Origin of the sequence: Herbidospora cretacea (genome assembly GCF_001570605.1) — a bacterium.
GTDB lineage: Bacteria > Actinomycetota > Actinomycetes > Streptosporangiales > Streptosporangiaceae > Herbidospora > Herbidospora cretacea.
Window position 1 is genome coordinate 69,568 of sequence record NZ_BBXG01000006.1, and the last position, 17,626, is coordinate 87,193.

At 70.9% G+C, this 17,626-nt stretch carries 18 protein-coding genes; 8 read left to right on the forward strand and 10 right to left on the reverse strand.

Going from position 1 to position 17,626, the window contains the following annotated elements; genetic code table 11:
- Positions 1 to 532: 532 nt before the first annotated feature.
- Positions 533 to 1,324 (forward strand): alpha/beta fold hydrolase, encoded by a 792-nt coding sequence (locus AW270_RS13015; protein WP_218009205.1) that lies wholly within the window; start codon positions 533 to 535, stop codon positions 1,322 to 1,324.
- Positions 1,325 to 1,435: 111 nt separating this feature from the next.
- The gene (gene cqsA, locus AW270_RS13020) at positions 1,436 to 2,581 is read left to right on the forward strand and encodes an alpha-hydroxyketone-type quorum-sensing autoinducer synthase (protein WP_061294359.1); all 1,146 of its coding nucleotides are present in this window, start codon (positions 1,436 to 1,438) and stop codon (positions 2,579 to 2,581) included.
- A gap of 210 nt (positions 2,582 to 2,791) precedes the next feature.
- On the opposite strand, the gene AW270_RS13025 is transcribed toward cqsA, so the two are convergent.
- Genes AW270_RS13025 through AW270_RS13050 form a run of 6 tightly spaced genes read right to left on the reverse strand, consistent with a single transcriptional unit; the run spans position 2,792 to position 8,585 of the window.
- Positions 2,792 to 4,603 (reverse strand): S9 family peptidase, encoded by a 1,812-nt coding sequence (locus AW270_RS13025; protein WP_061294361.1) that lies wholly within the window; start codon positions 4,601 to 4,603, stop codon positions 2,792 to 2,794.
- Positions 4,604 to 4,644: 41 nt separating this feature from the next.
- The gene (locus AW270_RS13030) at positions 4,645 to 5,379 is read right to left on the reverse strand and encodes a type 2 periplasmic-binding domain-containing protein (protein ID WP_061294363.1); all 735 of its coding nucleotides are present in this window, start codon (positions 5,377 to 5,379) and stop codon (positions 4,645 to 4,647) included.
- Between the two features lie 53 nt (positions 5,380 to 5,432).
- A complete protein-coding gene (locus tag AW270_RS13035; RefSeq protein WP_061294365.1) occupies positions 5,433 to 6,287 on the reverse strand; it encodes an amino acid ABC transporter permease in 855 nt (284 codons plus the stop codon).
- A complete protein-coding gene (locus tag AW270_RS13040) occupies positions 6,284 to 6,952 on the reverse strand; it encodes an amino acid ABC transporter permease (RefSeq protein ID WP_061294367.1) in 669 nt (222 codons plus the stop codon). Before AW270_RS13040 ends, AW270_RS13035 begins: the two co-directional genes overlap by 4 nt.
- Before the next feature lie 59 nt (positions 6,953 to 7,011).
- On the reverse strand, positions 7,012 to 7,818 hold the full coding sequence (locus AW270_RS13045; protein WP_061294369.1) for a glutamate ABC transporter substrate-binding protein: 807 nt from the start codon (positions 7,816 to 7,818) through the stop codon (positions 7,012 to 7,014).
- Between the two features lie 11 nt (positions 7,819 to 7,829).
- On the reverse strand, positions 7,830 to 8,585 hold the full coding sequence (locus AW270_RS13050; protein ID WP_082801521.1) for an amino acid ABC transporter ATP-binding protein: 756 nt from the start codon (positions 8,583 to 8,585) through the stop codon (positions 7,830 to 7,832).
- A 152-nt stretch (positions 8,586 to 8,737) separates the two neighbouring features.
- Here AW270_RS13050 and AW270_RS13055 point away from each other — a divergent pair, with 152 nt between their 5' ends.
- Complete coding sequence (locus tag AW270_RS13055) at positions 8,738 to 9,367, forward strand: hypothetical protein (protein ID WP_061294371.1); 630 nt, start codon at positions 8,738 to 8,740, stop codon at positions 9,365 to 9,367.
- On the opposite strand, the gene AW270_RS13060 is transcribed toward AW270_RS13055, so the two are convergent.
- A complete protein-coding gene (locus AW270_RS13060; protein WP_082801522.1) occupies positions 9,339 to 9,974 on the reverse strand; it encodes a response regulator transcription factor in 636 nt (211 codons plus the stop codon). The genes AW270_RS13055 and AW270_RS13060 overlap by 29 nt on opposite strands.
- On the reverse strand, positions 9,975 to 11,876 hold the full coding sequence (locus tag AW270_RS13065) for a sensor histidine kinase (RefSeq protein ID WP_157521923.1): 1,902 nt from the start codon (positions 11,874 to 11,876) through the stop codon (positions 9,975 to 9,977).
- A gap of 103 nt (positions 11,877 to 11,979) precedes the next feature.
- Here AW270_RS13065 and miaB point away from each other — a divergent pair, with 103 nt between their 5' ends.
- From miaB to AW270_RS13085, 4 genes are all read left to right on the forward strand, one after another.
- A complete protein-coding gene (gene miaB / locus AW270_RS13070; RefSeq protein WP_061294375.1) occupies positions 11,980 to 13,461 on the forward strand; it encodes a tRNA (N6-isopentenyl adenosine(37)-C2)-methylthiotransferase MiaB in 1,482 nt (493 codons plus the stop codon).
- A 156-nt stretch (positions 13,462 to 13,617) separates the two neighbouring features.
- Positions 13,618 to 14,226: a CAP domain-containing protein gene (locus AW270_RS13075; RefSeq protein ID WP_218009206.1), complete on the forward strand. Its 609-nt coding sequence runs from the start codon at positions 13,618 to 13,620 to the stop codon at positions 14,224 to 14,226.
- Between the two features lie 90 nt (positions 14,227 to 14,316).
- Positions 14,317 to 14,820, forward strand: a complete 504-nt coding sequence (locus AW270_RS13080; RefSeq protein WP_061294379.1) for a hypothetical protein — start codon at positions 14,317 to 14,319, stop codon at positions 14,818 to 14,820.
- 191 nt (positions 14,821 to 15,011) lie between these two features.
- A complete protein-coding gene (locus AW270_RS13085) occupies positions 15,012 to 15,668 on the forward strand; it encodes a class III extradiol ring-cleavage dioxygenase family protein (RefSeq protein WP_061294381.1) in 657 nt (218 codons plus the stop codon).
- Between the two features lie 3 nt (positions 15,669 to 15,671).
- On the opposite strand, the gene AW270_RS13090 is transcribed toward AW270_RS13085, so the two are convergent.
- Positions 15,672 to 16,583, reverse strand: coding sequence for a ribonuclease Z (locus AW270_RS13090; protein WP_061294383.1), 912 nt, complete (start codon positions 16,581 to 16,583; stop codon positions 15,672 to 15,674).
- Between the two features lie 179 nt (positions 16,584 to 16,762).
- On the opposite strand from AW270_RS13090, the gene AW270_RS13095 reads away from it, so the two are divergent.
- Positions 16,763 to 17,305, forward strand: coding sequence for a methylated-DNA--[protein]-cysteine S-methyltransferase (locus AW270_RS13095; protein WP_245674690.1), 543 nt, complete (start codon positions 16,763 to 16,765; stop codon positions 17,303 to 17,305).
- A 58-nt stretch (positions 17,306 to 17,363) separates the two neighbouring features.
- Here the strand turns inward: AW270_RS13095 and AW270_RS13100 are convergent, their stop codons facing one another.
- Positions 17,364 to 17,624 (reverse strand): antitoxin, encoded by a 261-nt coding sequence (locus AW270_RS13100; RefSeq protein ID WP_061294387.1) that lies wholly within the window; start codon positions 17,622 to 17,624, stop codon positions 17,364 to 17,366.
- Positions 17,625 to 17,626 lie beyond the last annotated feature (2 nt).

Genomic DNA, 17,626 nt, shown 5'->3' on the forward strand with positions numbered 1-17,626 from the left:
GCGCGAGATGCCCGGAACTGTACCTGAATGCAGGCTTGCCGGGGCGGCCTGTCCGGTCAGCCGTGCTTGTTGGCTCCTGCGCTCGACCTGGTGGAAACCGTGTCTTCTGCGCATGAAAACTGGTCCGCTGCCAGGGAGCCGATGAGAGCGTCGCCCGGCCTCCGGCTTCGACGTATCGAGTCACCACCCCCGTGACGATCGCAATCTGACACAAGGCCCGTGAAGCGAGTGGGGAACGGTTCCGAGGCATCGCGGGGAAGGTCGATGTCGCGTAGCCCGGCAGCTTCCGCAGCCGCACCAGAGCTCGTGGGAAGAAGAAGCGGCCGCCTCGGCAGCGCCCGGGGCGGATCTGGCTGAGCACCATGGCGACCAGGCGTTCAACCACCAGCAAGCCACTGGGCGCGCTGTCCGTGGACACGGAGACTACGTGACGAAGCCTCGCCAAGCACCGCAAGACTACGAAGACCACATGATTCGCCCGTGGTGCCGTCCGGCGCACGATGAGCGGGTTGTCACGACTCCAAGGAGCATGATGTCCCGCTTACTGAAGTCCCTTGTCGCCGCCTTCCTGCTGGCCGGCCTGACCTTCTCCGTCCCGGCCCAGGCGGTGAGCACGCCCAAGCCCAAACCGACCATCGTGCTGGTCCACGGCGCCTTCGCCGACTCCAGCGGGTGGAACACCGTCGCCGGTCAGCTGATCCGCAAGGGCTACACCGTCACCGCGTTCTCCAACCCGCTGCGGGGGCCGCTGGCCGACGCGGAGTACCTGCGGCTGTTCCTGTCCACCATCACGGGGCCGGTCGTCCTGGTCGGCCACTCCTACGGCGGGGCGGTCATCTCCAACGCCGCCACGGGGAACGCCAACGTCAAGTCCCTGGTGTACGTCGCCGCCTACGCGCTCGACGAGGGCGAGAGCGTGAGCGACGCCAACCACCTGGCCGGCGGCGAGACCGAGGTCACCAGCCACCTGAAGACCGCGCCGTTCCCGGGCGCTCAGGGCCAGGACGCGGACGCGTACATCGACCCGGCGCACTTCCACCGGCTGTTCGCCCAGGACCTGCCCCGCAGCGTGACCTCGGTGATGGCCGCGACGCAGCGGCCGGGGGCGCTGGCCGCGCTGGTGTCCGCTTCGGGGCCGGCGGCGTGGAAGACGATCCCGAGCTACTTCGTGGTCGCCAAGCAGGACAACATCATCCCGACGGTGGCCGAGCGGGCGATGGCCAAGCGCGCCAAGGGCGTCATCGTCGAGATCGACAGCTCGCACGTGCCGATGATGAGCCACCCCGACGTGGTGACCTCGCTCATCGTGCGCGCGGCTCGCTGACCTCGTGACACGGAAGGCCCGCCTGCCAGGCGGGCCTTTCCGCGGTTCCGGGGTGATCTTGACGTGGCCGGGGTGGCATCTTTCGTCCGGCGCGTTGTATCACTCTGAGTTATGAAAACGTCACCCCAGCCCGCCACCGCTCGTGTCCGGGCCCGGGTCGAGCGGTTCCATCGCCACCGGGTCGCCGGGGAGTGGTCCGGCCGCGAACTGCTCTCCGGGCGGTCACCCCAACCCGGCGACGTCCGGGTCGACAGCAACGACTACCTCGCCCTCGCCGGTGACGAACGGGTCGCCAAGCGGATGGCCGACTGCCTGCTCGGCGGGCAGGACCAGGTCGTACCGGAAGAGGATCTGACCTCGCACCTGCGGGCCCGCGCCGGGGTGCTGTGCCAGTCCGGGTGGGACGCCAACCTCGGCCTGCTGCAGGCGATCGCCGACGAGCACACACCCGTGTACGTCGACCAGCTCGCCCACATGTCCCTCGCGGCCGGCGCGAAACTGGCGCGCGCGCCGCTGCGGCCGTTCCGGCACAACGACCTCGGGCACCTGCGGCGGCGGATCGAGCGCCACGGCCCCGGCGTGGTCGCCGTCGACGCGCTCTACAGCACGAACGGGAGCCTGTGCCCGCTGGCCGAGATGTGCGACCTGGTCGAGGAGACCGGCTGCGTGCTCGTGGTCGACGAGTCGCACTCCCTCGGCACGTCCGGCCCGCTGGGCGCCGGTCTGGTGGTGGAGCTGGGCCTGACCGGGCGCGTGCACTTCCGGATCGCCAGCCTCTCCAAGGCGTTCGCCGGGCGGGCCGGGTTCGTCGCGGCCCAGGACCCGGCGTTCGTGCCCTACTTCCGGCTGGAGTCCTTCCCGGCGGTGTTCTCCTCGCGGCTGCTGCCCCACGACCTGGCGGGGCTGGCGGCGACCTTGGAGGCGGTGCGGACCGACGAGTGGCGGCGCGACCGGCTGCGCGAGGTGTCGGCGTGGGTGCGCGAGGAGGTCGCCGAGCTGGGGTTCGACCTGGAGGGTTCGGCGAGCCAGATCGTCGCGCTCCAGACGGGGACCGAACGGCACACCATCGATGTCCGGGAGTCGCTGGAGGAGCACGGCGTGTTCGGCTCGGTCTTCGCGCCGCCCGCGACGGCCCGCAACCGGTCGCTCATCCGGCTGTCGCTGCACTGCGGGCTGGGCGACGACGACGTGACGCGGATCGTCGAGGCCTGCCGGGACGTGCGCGACCGGTTCGGGGTCGAACCCGCTCGCCCGTGAGATGCCCGGTCTGCGAGGGGACCGACGCCGCTCCGGCGCCGGAGGTCGCCGAGCGGCGGCCGATCCGATGGTGGGACCTCGGCTGGGCTGATGCCGGCCTGTCTGACCGCGACGCTGCGCCACATATCGATCGCGTTCTTGCCCGGAAGCGAGTGGCTGATCGGCTACTGGCTGGTGCTGGGTGCGTCCGTCGCCGTCATCGGGCTCGCGTCAGCCGAATATCTGCAGGTAGAACGAGAGCTCGGCGGCGAGGGCGGCGGTTCTGGTCTCGACGCGGCGGAACCCGTGGCTCTCGCCCTCGAAGGCGAGGTAGGTGCAGGGCACCCCCCGGGCGGTCAGGGCGGCGGCGAACGTCTCGGCCTGTGACGGCGGCACGACCGGATCGTTCTGCCCCTGCAACAGCAACACGGGACAGTCGATCTCCTCGACCCGGGCCAGCGGTTCGCGGCGCGGGCCGTCGGGCCCGGCGAGCCACGTCGCGTACTGCGACTCGAAGTCGTGCGTCGCCTCCAGCAGGGGGCCGAGCGAGGTCACCCCCGCGATCGACACACCCCCGGCGAACACGTCGGAGGCCGCGCAGGCGGCCAGCACGGTCCAGCCTCCGGCGCTGCCGCCCCGGATGGCGATCCGGTCGGGGTCGGCGTGGCCCGAGAAGGCCAGCCACTCGGCCGCCGCGATGACGTCGTCGACGTCGACCACGCCCCACTGGCCGCGCAGTTTCTCCCGGTAGGCCCGCCCGTATCCGGTCGACCCGCCGTAGTTCACGTCGAGCACGCCGATGCCGCGCGTGGTGAAGAAGGCGCGCGCCAGGCTCAGTTCCGTCGTCACGTGGGCGGTCGGCCCGCCGTGGGCGAACACCACGAACGGCGAGGGTCCGGTCGCGTCGAGGGGCTGATAGAGGTGGGCGGGCACGCGGTGGTCGATCATCACTGTCGACGGCCGGGGCAGGTAGGCGACGTCGGGGAGTTCGGCGATGTCCCGCCGCAGGCCCTCGACCCGTCCGGTCACCGTGTCGACGCGGACCACCGACCGGGGCACGTCCCAGCCGTATCCGATGCCGACCAGCATCCGCCCGTCGGCCGACAGCGCCGGGTGGAACCCGTCGTAGGGCACGTCGAGGTCCTCCAGCAGGCCCGACTCCACGTCGAGGACCCCCAGCCGCAGGTTGCCCTGCCCGTGCAGCACGCCGAGCCGCCCGTCGCCGAGCACCACGTAGGGCCGGCCGCCGAGCTGCCACAGCGGCCCGGCGAACTCCTCCTCGGAGGGGAAGAGCGCCTGGGGCGAGGTCCCGAACATGCCGATCCGGTAGAGGTTCCACCAGCCGGACCAGTCGGAGACCAGGTAGAGGTTGCGGTCGTCCTTCCACGTGGGGGCGAGCACCGATTCGGTCTGGCCGCCCTTGACCGTCCACGACGAGCCGTCGTCGATGCGGGTGATCCGGACTTCGGTCCCTGCCCACGGCATGCGCGGGTGGTTCCAGCAGACGTACGCCACGTGCTCCCCGTCGGGCGAGACCGTGGGCGAGGCGTAGAAGTCGAAGCCGGACGCGACCACCGAGACCGTGCCGTCGAGCGAGACGGCGACGACGGCCCGCTCGACCTTCCCGTCGTCGTGGTGCCTCTCCTGGACGGCGAAGACGCGCCCCCCGGCCCAGGACAGGTCGGCGTAGCGGCAGTCGGGCTCGTCGGTGACGGCCCGGGGTTCGCCGTCGGAGACCAGGTAGAGCCGCTGGTCGGAGTGTTCGGCGAAGACGACGCCGTGTTCGGGGATGACGAGGTAGGACCGCCCGCCGTATTCGTGCACCCGGGTCCGCGCGTCCCACGGCGCGGGCAGGATCTCCCGCCGCTGCCCGTCGGCGGCGCGGTGGACGATGGTCCGGCGGCCGTTCTGGGCGGGCCGGTCCTCCTCCCACCACACCTCGTCGCCGATCACGGTGGGGAAGCCGAGGTCCAGTCCGGAACGGGCGACGTCGGCGGTGGATATGCGGGCGGCGTACGGCAGCGGCGCGCGCTCGGGGAGCATGGACGGCATCCTGCCCGAACGCGGCTGATGATGTCGTGCGGTTACCGCTTTTCCAGGGCGGGCGGCATCTCGTACTGGGTGGCCAGCTCGCCGAGGTAGTCGATGACGGCCCGGTGCCACGAGCCGTCGTCGAACATCTGCCGGAGCGCCTCCTCGATGTCGTCGCGCCACGACTCGGTCCGCTCCGACAGGCCGATGCCGTAGCGTTCCTGCGCCAGGGCGCGCCCGACCAGGCGGAACCGGCCCGGGTACTGCGCCGAGAGCCCGGCCAGGACGGGCGCGTCCGCGATGATCGCGTCGGTGCGCCGGTCGGCCAGCAGCGGCCCGCACGCGGCCGGCACGTTGGCCTCGGCCAGGTGGGCGGCCCGCCACTCGGCGCCGAACCGGCCGCTGAGGCCCAAGGTGTCGGCCCGGGTGCCGCAGACCAGGCCGGCGGCCAGGTCCTTCAGCGTCCGGTCGCGGTCGCGGGCCCGGACCAGGATGTCCTTGGTCGCGACGAGGTAGGGGCCGACATACGGCTCCCGCGCGGGGCCCATCACCAGGTCGGCGGATTCCAGATCGGTGGTGTACCGGATCTGGTCCCTCCGGTAACCGAGCTGCCGGGCCACGTAGTGGGCCACGGCGATGTCGAAGCCGGACCAGCCGCCGCCGGGCAGCTGTTCGGCCAGGCCGGGCTGGCCCGCGCGGACGCCGATCAGAAGGCCGGTGCCCGAACAGCCCGCGAGCCCGGCCGCGATCGAGAGGGCCGCGATACCCGCAGCCAGGACGCGCCACACCCGATCAGGATCAGATCTTGATCGCCCGTGAGGCGGATACGACACGTAAAGGCTTACCCCACACCGACCGACTGGGGGGCCTCGACGGGCTTGATCGTGGTCTTGCGACTGCGGCGGGAGCGGCGTTCCAGCCAGTTGGCGAGCAGCCCGACCAGGACGTTGATGATGATGTAAATGATCGCCACGACGATGACCGCCGGGATCAGGTTGCGGAAGTTGGCCGGGAGGATCCGGGCGCCCGCGTTGAGCAGGTCCTCGAACGCCACGATGAACCCGAGCGCGGTGTCCTTCAGCAGCACGATGAGCTGGCTGACGATGGCCGGCATCATCGCGGTGACCGCCTGCGGCAGCAGGATGAGCCGCATCACGTCGCCCTTGCGCAGCCCGATGGCCAGCGCGGCCTCGGTCTGCCCGCGCGGCAGCGACTGGATCCCGGCCCGGACGATCTCCGCCAGCACCGACCCGTTGTAGAGCACCAGCCCGAAGACCACGGCCGTGAACGAGGTCACGGTGAGCCCGAGCACGGCCGAGCCGCCGTACTGCGCGAAGAAGATCATGATGAGCAGCGGGATGGCGCGGAAGAACTCCACGACCGCCCCGGCGGGCACCCTGATCCACGCGTGCTCCGACAGCCGGGCGATGCCGAACACGAACCCGAACGGCACCGCGATCAGCGTGGCCACGGCGGCGGCCGACAGCGTGTTGAGCAGGCCCGGGATGATCAGGTTCACCCAGACGTCGGCCTGCAGGAACGGCTCCCACAGGGCGGCGTCGAACTGGCCCTTCTCGTCGAACTTCAGGTAGACGTACCAGGCCGCCACGATCAGCAGGGCGGCGAACACGAACGTCAGGATCCGGTTGCGCAGGATGCCGCGGGGGCCGGGGGCGTCGTACAGGACGGAGCTCATCGGGCCACCTTCAGCCATCGGGCCAGCCGGCCGAACAGCAGGCCGGTGGGGAGGGTCAGCACCAGGAAGGCCAGCGCGAACCCGAAGAAGATCGCCACCACCGAGTCCTGGTGCTGCTCGAACAGCGACTTCATCGTCAGCGACGCCTCGGCCACGCCGATCGCGGCGGCGACCGTGGTGTTCTTGGTCAGCGCGATCAGCAGGCTGCCCAGCGGCGCGATGATCGCCCGGAACGCCTGCGGCAGCACGACGAACCGCAGGTTCTGGGTGAACGTCAGCCCCAGCGCCCGCGCCGCCTCGGCCTGCCCGACCGGGACGGTGTTGATGCCCGACCTGATCGCCTCACAGACGAAGGCGGCCGTGTACGCCGACAGCCCGATGATCGACAGCCACAGGTAGTTGGTCGACAGCGACTCGGAGAACGACACGTCGAGCACCAGCCCGAGGCCGAGCCCGCAGAACACGATCACCAGGGTCAGCGGGGTGTTGCGCAGGGTGTTGACGTACACCGTGGCCGCCCCGCGCAGCACGCCGAACGGGCTGACCCGCATGGCGGCCAGGACGGTGCCCAGCACCAGCGCCACCACGGCGCTGGCCAGCGTGAGCCGGATGGTCAGCCAGAACGCGCCCAGGATGACCGGGAACTCTTCGATCAGGGCGCCCAACGCCCCACCTCCCACGAGAAACGGCCCTCCCCGCAGGGGAGGGCCGCGAGCCGGTCAGATCAGTACTTCTCCAGCGCCGGCGGGGTCGCGAAGGCGCTGGCGAACTCGCCGAAGTTGGCGTCCACGGCCTTCTTCCAGGAGCCGTCGGCGAACATCTTCTCGATGGCCGCGTTCACCTTGTCGCGGGTCTCCTTGTCGTCCTTCTTGAGGCCGACGCCGTACTTCTCCTCGGAGAAGGGCTGGCCCACGAGGCGGAACTTGCCGGGCTGCTGCGCGGCGAAGCCGGCCAGGATGGTGGCGTCGGTGGAGATCGCGTCGACCTGCTTCTGGTCGAGCAGCGGCAGGCAGGCGCCGTAGCCCTGCTGCTCGGTCAGGAACTGGCCCTTCCACTCCTCGCCGAACTTCTCGACCAGGCGGGCGGGGGAGCTGGAGCCCTGGGCGCCGCAGACCTTCTTGGTCTGGAGGCTGTCCTGGCCGGTGATCGTGGTGTCGTCGGCGCGGGTCAGGATGTCCTGGCCGGTGACGAGGTAGGGACCGGCGAAGGAGATGACCTCCTTGCGCTTGTCGGTGATCGAGTAGGTGGCCACCACCATGTCGACCTGGCCCTGCTGGATGAAGGGCTCGCGGTTGGCCGACACGGTCTCCTTCCACTCGATCTGGTCACCCGTGTAGCCGAGCTCCTTGGCGATGTAGGTGGCGACGTCGACGTCGAAGCCCTTCACCGACCCGTCGGTCTGCTTCAATCCCAGGCCGGGCTGGTCGAACTTCACGCCGATGACGAACTTGTCGTCGCCACCGCACGCGGTCAGGGTCGCCGCGAGCGTTGCGGCGGTCAGCAGGAGAGCACCAATACGACGGACACGCATGACAGCCACCTTCAGTGTGTGAGGATCTTGCTGAGGAAATCGCGGGCACGGTCGGTGCCCGGATTCGTGAAGAACTCGTCGGGGGTGTTCTGCTCGACGACCGCGCCGTCGGCCATGAAGACCACCCGGTTGGCCGCCCGCCGGGCGAACCCCATCTCGTGGGTCACGACGAGCATGGTCATGCCGTCTCTCGCCAGCGAGATCATGACGTCGAGCACCTCCTGGACCATCTCGGGGTCCAGCGCCGAGGTCGGCTCGTCGAAGAGGATCATCTTCGGGTCCATGGCCAGGGCGCGGGCGATGGCCACGCGCTGCTGCTGGCCGCCGGAGAGCTGGGCGGGGTACTTCTGCGCCTGCGAGGCGATGCCGACCCGCTCCAGGAGCTCCATGCCGCGCTTCTCGGCCTCCGGGCGGGCGATCTTGCGCACCTTGATCGGCCCGAGGGTGACGTTCTCGAGGATCGTCTTGTGGGCGAACAGGTTGAACGACTGGAACACCATGCCGACCTCGGAGCGCAGCCGGGCCAGCGCGCGGCCCTCGACGGCGAGGCTCTGCCCGTCGAAGGTGATGGTGCCCGAGTCGATGGTCTCGAGCCGGTTGATCACCCGGCAGAGGGTCGACTTGCCGGCCCCCGAGGGGCCGATGGCGACCACGACCTCGCCTCGCGCGATGTCGAGGTCGATGTCCTTCAGCACATGCAAAGCGCCGAAGTGCTTGTTGACGTTCTCAAGTCTGACCAGAGAAGTCGATCCCACGGCTTCCGTCATGGCCTTCAAAGTAAAGGGGCCGATATCTCCAAGTCAGCAGCGGAGTTATACCGATCACATCACGACTCTGTCCTGGTCATCCCGGCTGCCCGGGACATTTTTCCCGAGTCTGACTCATGAGATTTGGGGCCGGAGGTCGGTTGGCTGAGGGCATGACCGATACCTACCGGCGCACCGTCGCCGCCGGCGCGCTGATCGCGTGGCCCGTCCTGCTGTTCGCCGCCTTCCTCACCTCACCGCCCAGCGAGGAGCACGACCCCGTCCTGTTCGCCTCCATGCCGGGCCAGGTGCAGGTCAGCGGCCTGCTCTTCCTGTACGCCACCCTCGCCATGATCCCGGCGCTGTTCGGCCTGGCCGCGCCCCTCTATCCGAGGGCCAGGGCGCTGGCCAACACGGGCCTGACCCTGGGCCTGTTCGGCGCGGCCTCGGCGTGCACCCTGTTCATGACCGACTTCTACGACCTGGCGCTGGCCCAGACCGTGCCCGCCGAGACGGCCCGGCAGGTCACGGCCGCCGCCGGCGAGCTGCCGGGCTTCGTGTTCGGCATGCTGCTGCCCGGCTTCCTCACCCACGTGGGCACCCTGGTCCTGGTCGTCGGACTGGCGGTCAAGAGGGCCGCGCCGTGGTGGGTGCCGGTCGCGGTGGTCGCCGGGATCGTCTGGCCGTTCGTGGTGGCGAGCACCTCGCCCGCCATGCAGTCGATCGGCTCGCTGCTGGAGCTGGCCGCGCTTGCCTGGGTGGCGCGCGCGGTGATCAGAACCCCGAGTCCCGTGCCCGCGTGATCGCCTCGGCCCGGTCGGCGACCTGGAGCTTGGCGAAGATGTTGGACACGTGGTTGCGGACCGTCTTGCCGCTCAGCCCGAGCCGCTCGGAGATGTGCGGGTTGGTCATGTGAGCGGCCATCAGGGAGAGGATCTCCCGCTCCCGTACGGTCAGCTCGGGGAACCCCTGCTCCCGCTTGGCCAGGCCGGTGAAGTAGCCGGTCAGCCGGGACGCGATGGCCGGCCCGAAGATCGCCTCACCGCCGTGGACGGCCAGGATCGACCGCACCAGCTCGGCCTTCCTGGCCCCCTTCAGCACGTAGCCGAGGGCGCCCGCCCGCAGCGCCGCGAAGACCGAGTCGTCGTCGTCGGCCATGCTCAGCACCAGCACCCGGATGTGCGGGTGGTCGCGGACCAGCCGTTCGGTCGCGGCCACCCCGCCCATCCCCGGCATCGCCAGGTCCATCAGGACGACGTCGGGCTGCACCTGGCCGACGAGGGCCAGGGCCTGCTCACCCGAGGACGCCTCGTCGGCGATCTGGATGCCGGCCACCGGTTTGAGCAGGGCCGTCAGGCCCGCCCGGAACGCGGCGTGGTCGTCGACGAGCAGGACGCGGATCTGTTCCATTCAGGCTCCCATTGGCAACTGCGCGCGAACGGTCGTGCCGCGCGCAGTGATGATCACAAAGGAGCCGCCCAACTCGGTGGCCCGTTCGCGCATGGACGTCAGGCCGATGCCCGGAGGCCCATCGGCCCCGCAGCCGTCGTCGACGACTTCGACCAGCAGATTCTTCCAGGGGACAAGCCGGAGCGTGACGGTCCCGGCGCCGGAGTGGCGGCGGGCGTTGTTCATCGCCTCGACAGCAATATGGTAGGCCGCCACTTCGGTCGCCGCCGACAGTTCGGGCAGCTCGACGGGCAGATCGAGACCTACGCGCGGCTCTCCCGGCAGTCCCGCCACGTGGGCCCGGAGCGCCCCGAGGAGCCCGAGGGTGTCGAGCGCGGGCGGCCGCAGCCCCTCGATGAGGGCCCGCACGTCGGCGGTGGCGGCCTGGGCCGCCCCGATCATCTCCTCCAGCAGGGCCCGCGCCCGTGGGTCGGCGACCAGGTCCTGGACCGCCTCGGCGCGCATCGTCAGCGCGGCCAGCGTCGGCCCGAGCCCGTCGTGCAGGTCTCGCCGCAGCCGTCTGCGCTCCTCCTCCCGGGCCAGCACCAGCCGCTCCCGGGAGACCCGCAGGTCGGCGGCCAGCCGTTCGGCGTGCACGACCGGCCCCATCTGCCGGGCCAGATCCTCCAGCAGCCGCAGGTCGCGGGCGCTGAAGCCCTTCTGCCCCGCCCGGGGCGCGAGGGCGAGATGCCCGACGAGCTCGTTCCGGTACGTGAGCGGCAGGCGCACCAGCCCCGGGTCCCCGGCCACCCCGAGAGGCTCCACCGCCGCGTGGGGGAGCTTCAGCGCCTCGGCCACCGACTCGGCCGCCGCCTGGGCGCCGGGCCGGACCTCCAGGCTGCGGCCCAGGTGGGCGATGGCGGCGTAGGGGTCGTCGCGGCGGCCGTACATGAGCACGTTGACGGCGCGCTGCACCCGCGCCCGGAGCGGCGCGAAGACGAGGGCGACCACCCCGGCGGCGGTCACCGCCAGCGGGAGCCCCTGACTCTGGAAGACCGCGCCCAGATAGGCGACGACGGCGACGTATCCGCCGGTCACGAAGGCGGTGAGGACGGCGTAGACGAGCGTGCGGTTGATGACCAGCTCGATGTCGAACAGGCCGTGCCGCACGATCGCGATGCCGATGGCGGCCATCACGAAGGTGATCGCGGCTGTTCCGGCGATCTCCCAGAAGCCGCTGTCGATCGGCCAGATGGCGTCCGGGATGTCGTCGTTCAGGCCCGCGAACAAGCGGAGCACGATCATCAGGCCGGCGATCGTGACGGCGTAGACGAGCCACTGGACCTGGGCCCGCTCGATCCGCCGCGCCCTCCTGACCAGGTCGGCGGCGCCGACGAGGAAGATCAGCCCCGCGACCACGGTGATCGCGGGCTCGGTGAACCTCGCGACACCGGCCAGGGCCTCGATCCCGAAGGGGTTGCGCATCGCGGTGCCGTAGCCGAGCTGCTGGTTGGTCCCCGGCGCGAACGCGCAGGGGAGCGCGGCGAGCGCCACGAGGGCGACCGTGATCCTCGGGGCGGGGAGCGGCCGGTCGGGGAAGCAGAAGGGGATCGCGGCCATCGCCAGGTTGGCGGGCACCCACAGGAAGGTCTGCGGCCAGGCCAGCAGCGACAGCTCCGGCCGCCAGAGCGCGAGCTGCCCGCAGAAGTCGAGGGCGGTGAACGAGAGCCCGGCGGTCAGCAGGAGCGTTCCCACGGCGTTGCGGGGCCGGTTCGCCTTGATGATCGCGCCGATCAGCACGCACGCCGCCGCGTAGACCAGATGACTGAGCGCGACCACGCCGAGCCCGTTGACCAGCCCGAGGACGAGCGCCACGGCCGCCGCCGCGAGCCCGCTCACCCCGACGGCCCATCTCGTTGTCATCGCACGTCAGGATATAGACAGACATGCCCGAGTACCCGGGACAATGTCCCGGAGCTCCGCGGGCTCGGCGGGCTCCCGGGAGCGCCTAGGCTTGTGGACTGAGATGACTGCGACAGAGGAGAGCACCCGCACGTACGAAGTACGGACCTACGGGTGCCAGATGAACGTCCACGACTCCGAGCGCCTCTCCGGCCTGCTCGAAGACGCCGGCTACGTCCGCGCCCCCGAGGGTGACACCCCGGACGTGCTCGTGTTCAACACCTGCGCCGTGCGCGAGAACGCCGACAACCGCCTCTACGGCAACCTCGGCCACCTGCGCCCGGTCAAGGCCGCCCGCGAGGGCATGCAGATCGCCGTGGGCGGCTGCATGGCGCAGAAGGACCAGGGCGAGATCGTCCGGCGCGCGCCGTGGGTCGACGTGGTCTTCGGCACCCACAACATCGGCTCCCTGCCGGCCCTCCTCGAACGCGCCCGCATCGCGCAGGAGTCGCAGGTCGAGCTGGAGGAGTCGCTCACCGTCTTCCCGTCGACCCTGCCGACCAAGCGCGAGTCGGCCTACGCCGCGTGGGTCGCCATCTCCGTGGGCTGCAACAACACCTGCACCTTCTGCATCGTGCCCGCGCTGCGCGGCAAGGAGAAGGACCGCCGCCCCGGCGACATCCTGGGCGAGATCCAGGCCTTGGTCGACCAGGGCGTCATGGAGGTCACGCTCCTCGGGCAGAACGTGAACACCTACGGCGTCGAGTTCGGCGACCGGCTCGCGTTCGGCAAGCTGCTGCGGTCGTGCGGCGACATCTCCGGGCTGGAGCGGGTGCGGTTCACCTCGCCCCACCCCGCCGCCTTCACCGACGACGTGATCGCGGCGATGGCCGAGACGCCCAACGTGATGCACCAGCTCCACATGCCGCTCCAGTCGGGATCCGACCGGGTCCTCAAGGCGATGCGGCGCTCCTACCGCGCGGAGAAGTACCTGGGGATCATCTCCCGGGTCCGCGCCGCGATGCCCGACGCCGCCATCTCGACCGACATCATCGTCGGGTTCCCCGGCGAGACCGAGGACGACTTCCAGGCCACCCTCGACGTGGTGCGCGAGTCGCGCTTCGCCAACGCCTTCACCTTCCAGTATTCGATCCGGCCCGGCACCCCGGCGGCGACCATGCCCGACCAGGTGCCGAAGGAGGTCGTCCGGGAGCGGTACGACCGCCTCATCGCCGTCCAGGAGGAGATCGCCTGGGCCGAGAACCGGGCGCAGACCGGGCGGGTCGTCGAGGTGCTGATCGCCGAGGGCGAGGGCCGCAAGGACGACGCGACCCGGCGTCTGTCGGGCCGCGCCCCCGACAACCGGCTCGTCCACGTGGCGTGGGCCGATGCCCGGCCCGGCGACATGGTGACGGCCGAGGTGACCTACGCGGCGCCGCACCACCTGGTGGCCGACAAGGTCGTGTCGGTCCGGCGCACCCGGTCGGGCGACGCGTGGGAGGCCCGGCAGGGGCGGCCCGCCGCGTCCAAGGGGGTCAGCCTGGGCATGCCGACCATCGGCCGGCCCGCGCCGCTGCCGGTGGTCTCGGGGTGCGAGGTCTCCTAGCTCCGCCACCTGCGACGACCGGTTCCGAGATGTCGTGATTCTTTCGTGATTCGCGTGCGGCGAATTCGTTACTGGGATTAGTGTGTCACCCGTTCGCGGAGTGACACAGGAAGGTCCCGGATGCCCTCGTTCCGGCAGCGTGGCTGGCTTCTTCTGGTGCCCGCGCTCCTGACGGCCTGCGGGAGCGGGCAGACCGGGGCGTTCGACATGGCCAGCGAGCCGCCCGTGCCGGTCGACTCCTACACGGTCCCGAGCGCGGAGCCCAGCCCCGTCCCGCCCAAGCAGAAGCCGACGGTCCGGGTGAAGACCAACAAGCCCGCCCGGAAGACGGCCAAGGAGCGCGCCGGCACCGCCCCCGTCGCCGCCACCGCGCCCTCCAGCTCGCTGAAGACCGCCGAAGACGAGGTGGTCCGGCTGACCAACGTGGCCCGCCGGGCCGAGGGCTGCCGGTCGCTGCGGATCGACGAACGCCTCCGCAAGGCGGCCCGGCTCCACTCGTCGGACATGTCGGCCCGCGACTACTTCAGCCACGACTCCCTCGACGGCCGCTCCCCGTGGGACCGCATCGAGGCGGCCGGCTACGACTATCCCGCCGCCGAGAACATCGCGCGAGGCCAGACGACGCCGCGCGAGGTGGTCCAGGCCTGGCTCGACAGCCCCGGCCACCGGGCCAACATCCTCAACTGCGACCTGGCCGCGATCGGGGTCGGCCTGAAGCTGGGGGCCGAGGGGCCGTGGTGGACCCAGGACTTCGGGTACCGCTGATTTGTACCTATATCGGCATTTATAGGCCTAGATTTCGGGATTGTGGCTAGGCTGCTGGGACCCTCAACCAAGCAGCATGGAGTCACCCTCATGAACCGATCCGCGCCGAAGGCATCCCCGCCCCGCCGCGCACGGTCAGGCGGCAACACCAAGACGATCGCGATCGTCGCAGGCGCTCTGGTGGCGGTCGTCGGCGGAGCCGGCATCGGCCTCGCCCTCAACGGAAACTCGGCACCCCCCGCCTCCGGCCCCGCGCCCGTCGCGACCTCGGCCGCGCCCCAGGACGTCGAAGAGGCCGGCCCGCCCGAGGCGGAGTCGCCCCCCGACGTGGCGGCCGACGGCGGCGAGGCCCCCGCCGTGCCGGAAGACGTGCAGGACGACGTGCGGGAGGACACCCCGGTCGCTTCGGGAGGCTCCTCGGAGCCGGACGACCAGGGCAGCGGCAGCGCCAGCGGACAGCAGAAGCCCGCCCTCAAGCCGACCAAGAAGCCCGCGGCCAGACCGACCCAGGCCCCCCAGGAAGACCCGGACGTCATCGACCGGACCGGCGACGCGGGCGCGGTCGAGCCTGGAGGGCCGATCGGCGGGTACTGATCTGTCAGAGCCCGCAGCGACTTCTTGAGCGTCCAGGCCCGAGTGGTGGCGCCGACCTCGACGGGGTCCGGGCCAGAATCACAGGCCATCAGCTGTGACTGCGCGAGGCCATAGACCTTGGCCGGCTGGGCTGTGAGACGGGGACCTGATCGGGGGCCTCCGGACCGATCAGCGGTGGATACGCTGAGGCGGTGCTCGTCGCCGCTGCCGTGTGCCCGAATCCACCGCTGATCGTCCCCTCTCTCGCCGGGGCCGCGTCGGCCGAGCTCGACCCCCTCCGGGCGGCCTGCGCCCGGGCCGTGGCGGTGCTCCACTCCGCGTCCCCGGATCTGATCGCGGTCGTGGGCGGCGCCGACGCCGGGCGGGTCCATCCCCCCACCGCCGCCGGGACGCTGCGGCCGTGGGGCGGCGACGTCACCGTCGGGAGCGGGACGCCGGTCCTGCCGCTCTCGCTCACGATCGGGCGCTGGCTCCTGGCCTCCTCCGAGGTGCCGCTGCACCTCGAATCCCTCCGCCACGACACCGCCCCCGCCGACTGCCGCGCCCTCGGATCACGGGTGGGCGAGCTGGCCGGCCGGGTGGCGCTGCTGGTCATGGGCGACGGCTCTGCCCGGCTGACCGAGAAGTCGCCCGGATACCTCCACCCGGGGGCGGCGGCCTACGCGCGGCGGATGGAGGCGGCGCTGGTGACCGGCGAGACCGCCTCGCTCGACCCCGGCGAGGCGGCCGAGATGTGGGCCGAAGGGCGTGCGGCCTTCCAGACGCTGCCCGACCGGCCCGCCGAACTGCTCTATTCGGACGCGCCCTACGGCGTGGCCTACTACGTCACGGCCGCGCTCACCGCATAGGGGTCATCGGCCGCGTTTCGGCACGGGCACCCGCATAAGGTCCCGGGCCACCACGATGTCGCCCGAATAGGCCTTCGCGGCCTCATCGCCGAAACGGCGCTCGTCGTCGTGGACGTAGCGCTCGGAGAAATGGGTCAGCACCAGTTTCCGCACACCCGCCGCCGCCGCGACCTGCCCGGCCTGGGCGGCGGTCAGATGGCCGTAGTCGCGGGCGAAGGCCGACTCCGACGACAGGAACGTCGACTCGATGACGAGCAGGTCGACCCCCTCGGCCAGGGCGTGGACGTTGTCGCACATCCTGGTGTCCATGACGAACGCCATGCTCTGGCCGACACGGGGTTCGCTGACCTGGTCGAGGGTGACCTCGCCGAGGCGGCCCTCCCGCTGGATCTCGCCCACCTGAGCGCCGCTGATCCCGTGCCGGGCGAGTTCGGCGGGGATCATCCGGCGGCCCGACGGCTCGTCGAGCCGGTAGCCGTAGGCGTCGACCGGGTGGGACAGCGGCCGGGCCGTCAGCGTGAGGCCCTTCATCGGAAGGGCCGCGACCTCGCCCTCGACCGGGCGCGGGGTGATGACCGAGGTGTCGCCGAAGGCGGTGGCGTGGCGGAGCCGCCGCCAGTAGTCCTCGCCGCTCGCCGGGTAGACGGCCGTGACCTCGTGAGGCACGCCGTCACGCGCGATCCGCTGGATGACCCCGGGCAGGCCCAGGCAGTGGTCGCCGTGGAAGTGGGTGACGCAGATCCAGGTGACGTCGTGGGCGCTGACCCCCGCGAGCCGCATCTGCCGCTGGGTGCCCTCGCCGGGGTCGAACAGGACGCCCTGGTCGTCCCAGCGGAGGAAGTAGCCGTTGTGGTTGCGCGACCGCGTCGGCACCGCACTCGACGTGCCGAGAACGATCAGCTCACGGTTGGACATCGCCTCATGGTAGGAGGTCCGCTTCTGTCGGGGGCGCGGACTAGGGTCGATGCGGGCGCCCGCCCGGCCGCGGACAGCCCGGCCGAAGGGCAGCTCCGGGAATCGGCCGCGGGTTCGGGGTGGATCCGCGCGCTCCGCTTGCTGTGACAGATTCCGGCACGAACCGCAGGAGGATGCGCATGGGTCTGAGTTTCGTGTCCGTGCCGACCGACGTCGGTCTCGTCGTGGCGGCGGTGACCCCCCTGGGTGTGGTGGCCACCTCGTTCGAGGACACTCCGGAGTTCCGTGAACGCGTCCAGGAGCGGATGCGTCCTTTCCTCGGTGATCCGTCCGAAGCCGGTGATGAGCCGGGTCGCTCCGAGGATGACGTCCGCGACGACGTGGGCGACCAGCTCGCCGCCTATTTCGCCGGGGAGCTGAAGGAGTTCACCGTTCCCATCGACTGGCGGCTGATGTCCAAGACGCAGCGCCGGGTGCTCGGGCTGCTCTTCGAGAGCGTGCCCTACGGGCGGGCGGTGACCTATGGCGACCTGGCCGGCGAGACGGGGATCCCGGCGCGGGCCATCGGGTCGATCATGGGCAGCAATCCCATCCCGATCATCGTGCCGTGCCACCGGGTCGTGGCCGGCGGCGGGCTGGGCGGGTTCTCCGGCGGCACCGGTGTCGAGTCGAAGAGATGGCTCCTGACCATGGAGGGCCACCTGCCCCCCACCCTCTTCTGAGGATCGGGGTCCCCGAGGGCCCGCCCTCGGGCGTGAGGGCGGGCGGGGCAGAGGGAGCCTAGTCCCGCTTGCCGTCGATCTTGTCGGCGGCGTTCCTGGCGGAGCCCGCGGTGCGGTTGATCTGGTCGCGGTACTTGCCCTTGGTCATCTCGTCGGCCTTGCGTGCGGTGGAGTCGATGCCGTTCTTCACGGAATCCTCCACCTTGTCACGGAAGCCCTCTTTCTCGGTTCCGGGCATGCGCTGGGGTCCAGGAGATGTCGGGTCGGAGTGGGTGTGGTGTCCGCCGAACATGTCCTTGACCTTGTCAATGAACGACATCA

Coding starts and splice junctions, on each gene's coding strand:
- AW270_RS13015 (WP_218009205.1), top strand. CDS start 533: ATGTCCCGCTTACTGAAGTCCCTTGTCGCCGCCTTCCTGCTGGCCGGC.
- AW270_RS13050 (WP_082801521.1), bottom strand. CDS start 8,585: ATGACGGAAGCCGTGGGATCGACTTCTCTGGTCAGACTTGAGAACGTC.
- cqsA (WP_061294359.1), top strand. CDS start 1,436: ATGAAAACGTCACCCCAGCCCGCCACCGCTCGTGTCCGGGCCCGGGTC.
- AW270_RS13100 (WP_061294387.1), bottom strand. CDS start 17,624: ATGTCGTTCATTGACAAGGTCAAGGACATGTTCGGCGGACACCACACC.
- AW270_RS13095 (WP_245674690.1), top strand. CDS start 16,763: ATGGGTCTGAGTTTCGTGTCCGTGCCGACCGACGTCGGTCTCGTCGTG.
- AW270_RS13090 (WP_061294383.1), bottom strand. CDS start 16,583: ATGTCCAACCGTGAGCTGATCGTTCTCGGCACGTCGAGTGCGGTGCCG.
- AW270_RS13065 (WP_157521923.1), bottom strand. CDS start 11,876: ATGACAACGAGATGGGCCGTCGGGGTGAGCGGGCTCGCGGCGGCGGCC.
- AW270_RS13080 (WP_061294379.1), top strand. CDS start 14,317: ATGAACCGATCCGCGCCGAAGGCATCCCCGCCCCGCCGCGCACGGTCA.
- AW270_RS13035 (WP_061294365.1), bottom strand. CDS start 6,287: ATGAGCTCCGTCCTGTACGACGCCCCCGGCCCCCGCGGCATCCTGCGC.
- miaB (WP_061294375.1), top strand. CDS start 11,980: ATGACTGCGACAGAGGAGAGCACCCGCACGTACGAAGTACGGACCTAC.
- AW270_RS13045 (WP_061294369.1), bottom strand. CDS start 7,818: ATGCGTGTCCGTCGTATTGGTGCTCTCCTGCTGACCGCCGCAACGCTC.
- AW270_RS13060 (WP_082801522.1), bottom strand. CDS start 9,974: ATGGAACAGATCCGCGTCCTGCTCGTCGACGACCACGCCGCGTTCCGG.
- AW270_RS13025 (WP_061294361.1), bottom strand. CDS start 4,603: ATGCTCCCCGAGCGCGCGCCGCTGCCGTACGCCGCCCGCATATCCACC.
- AW270_RS13055 (WP_061294371.1), top strand. CDS start 8,738: ATGACCGATACCTACCGGCGCACCGTCGCCGCCGGCGCGCTGATCGCG.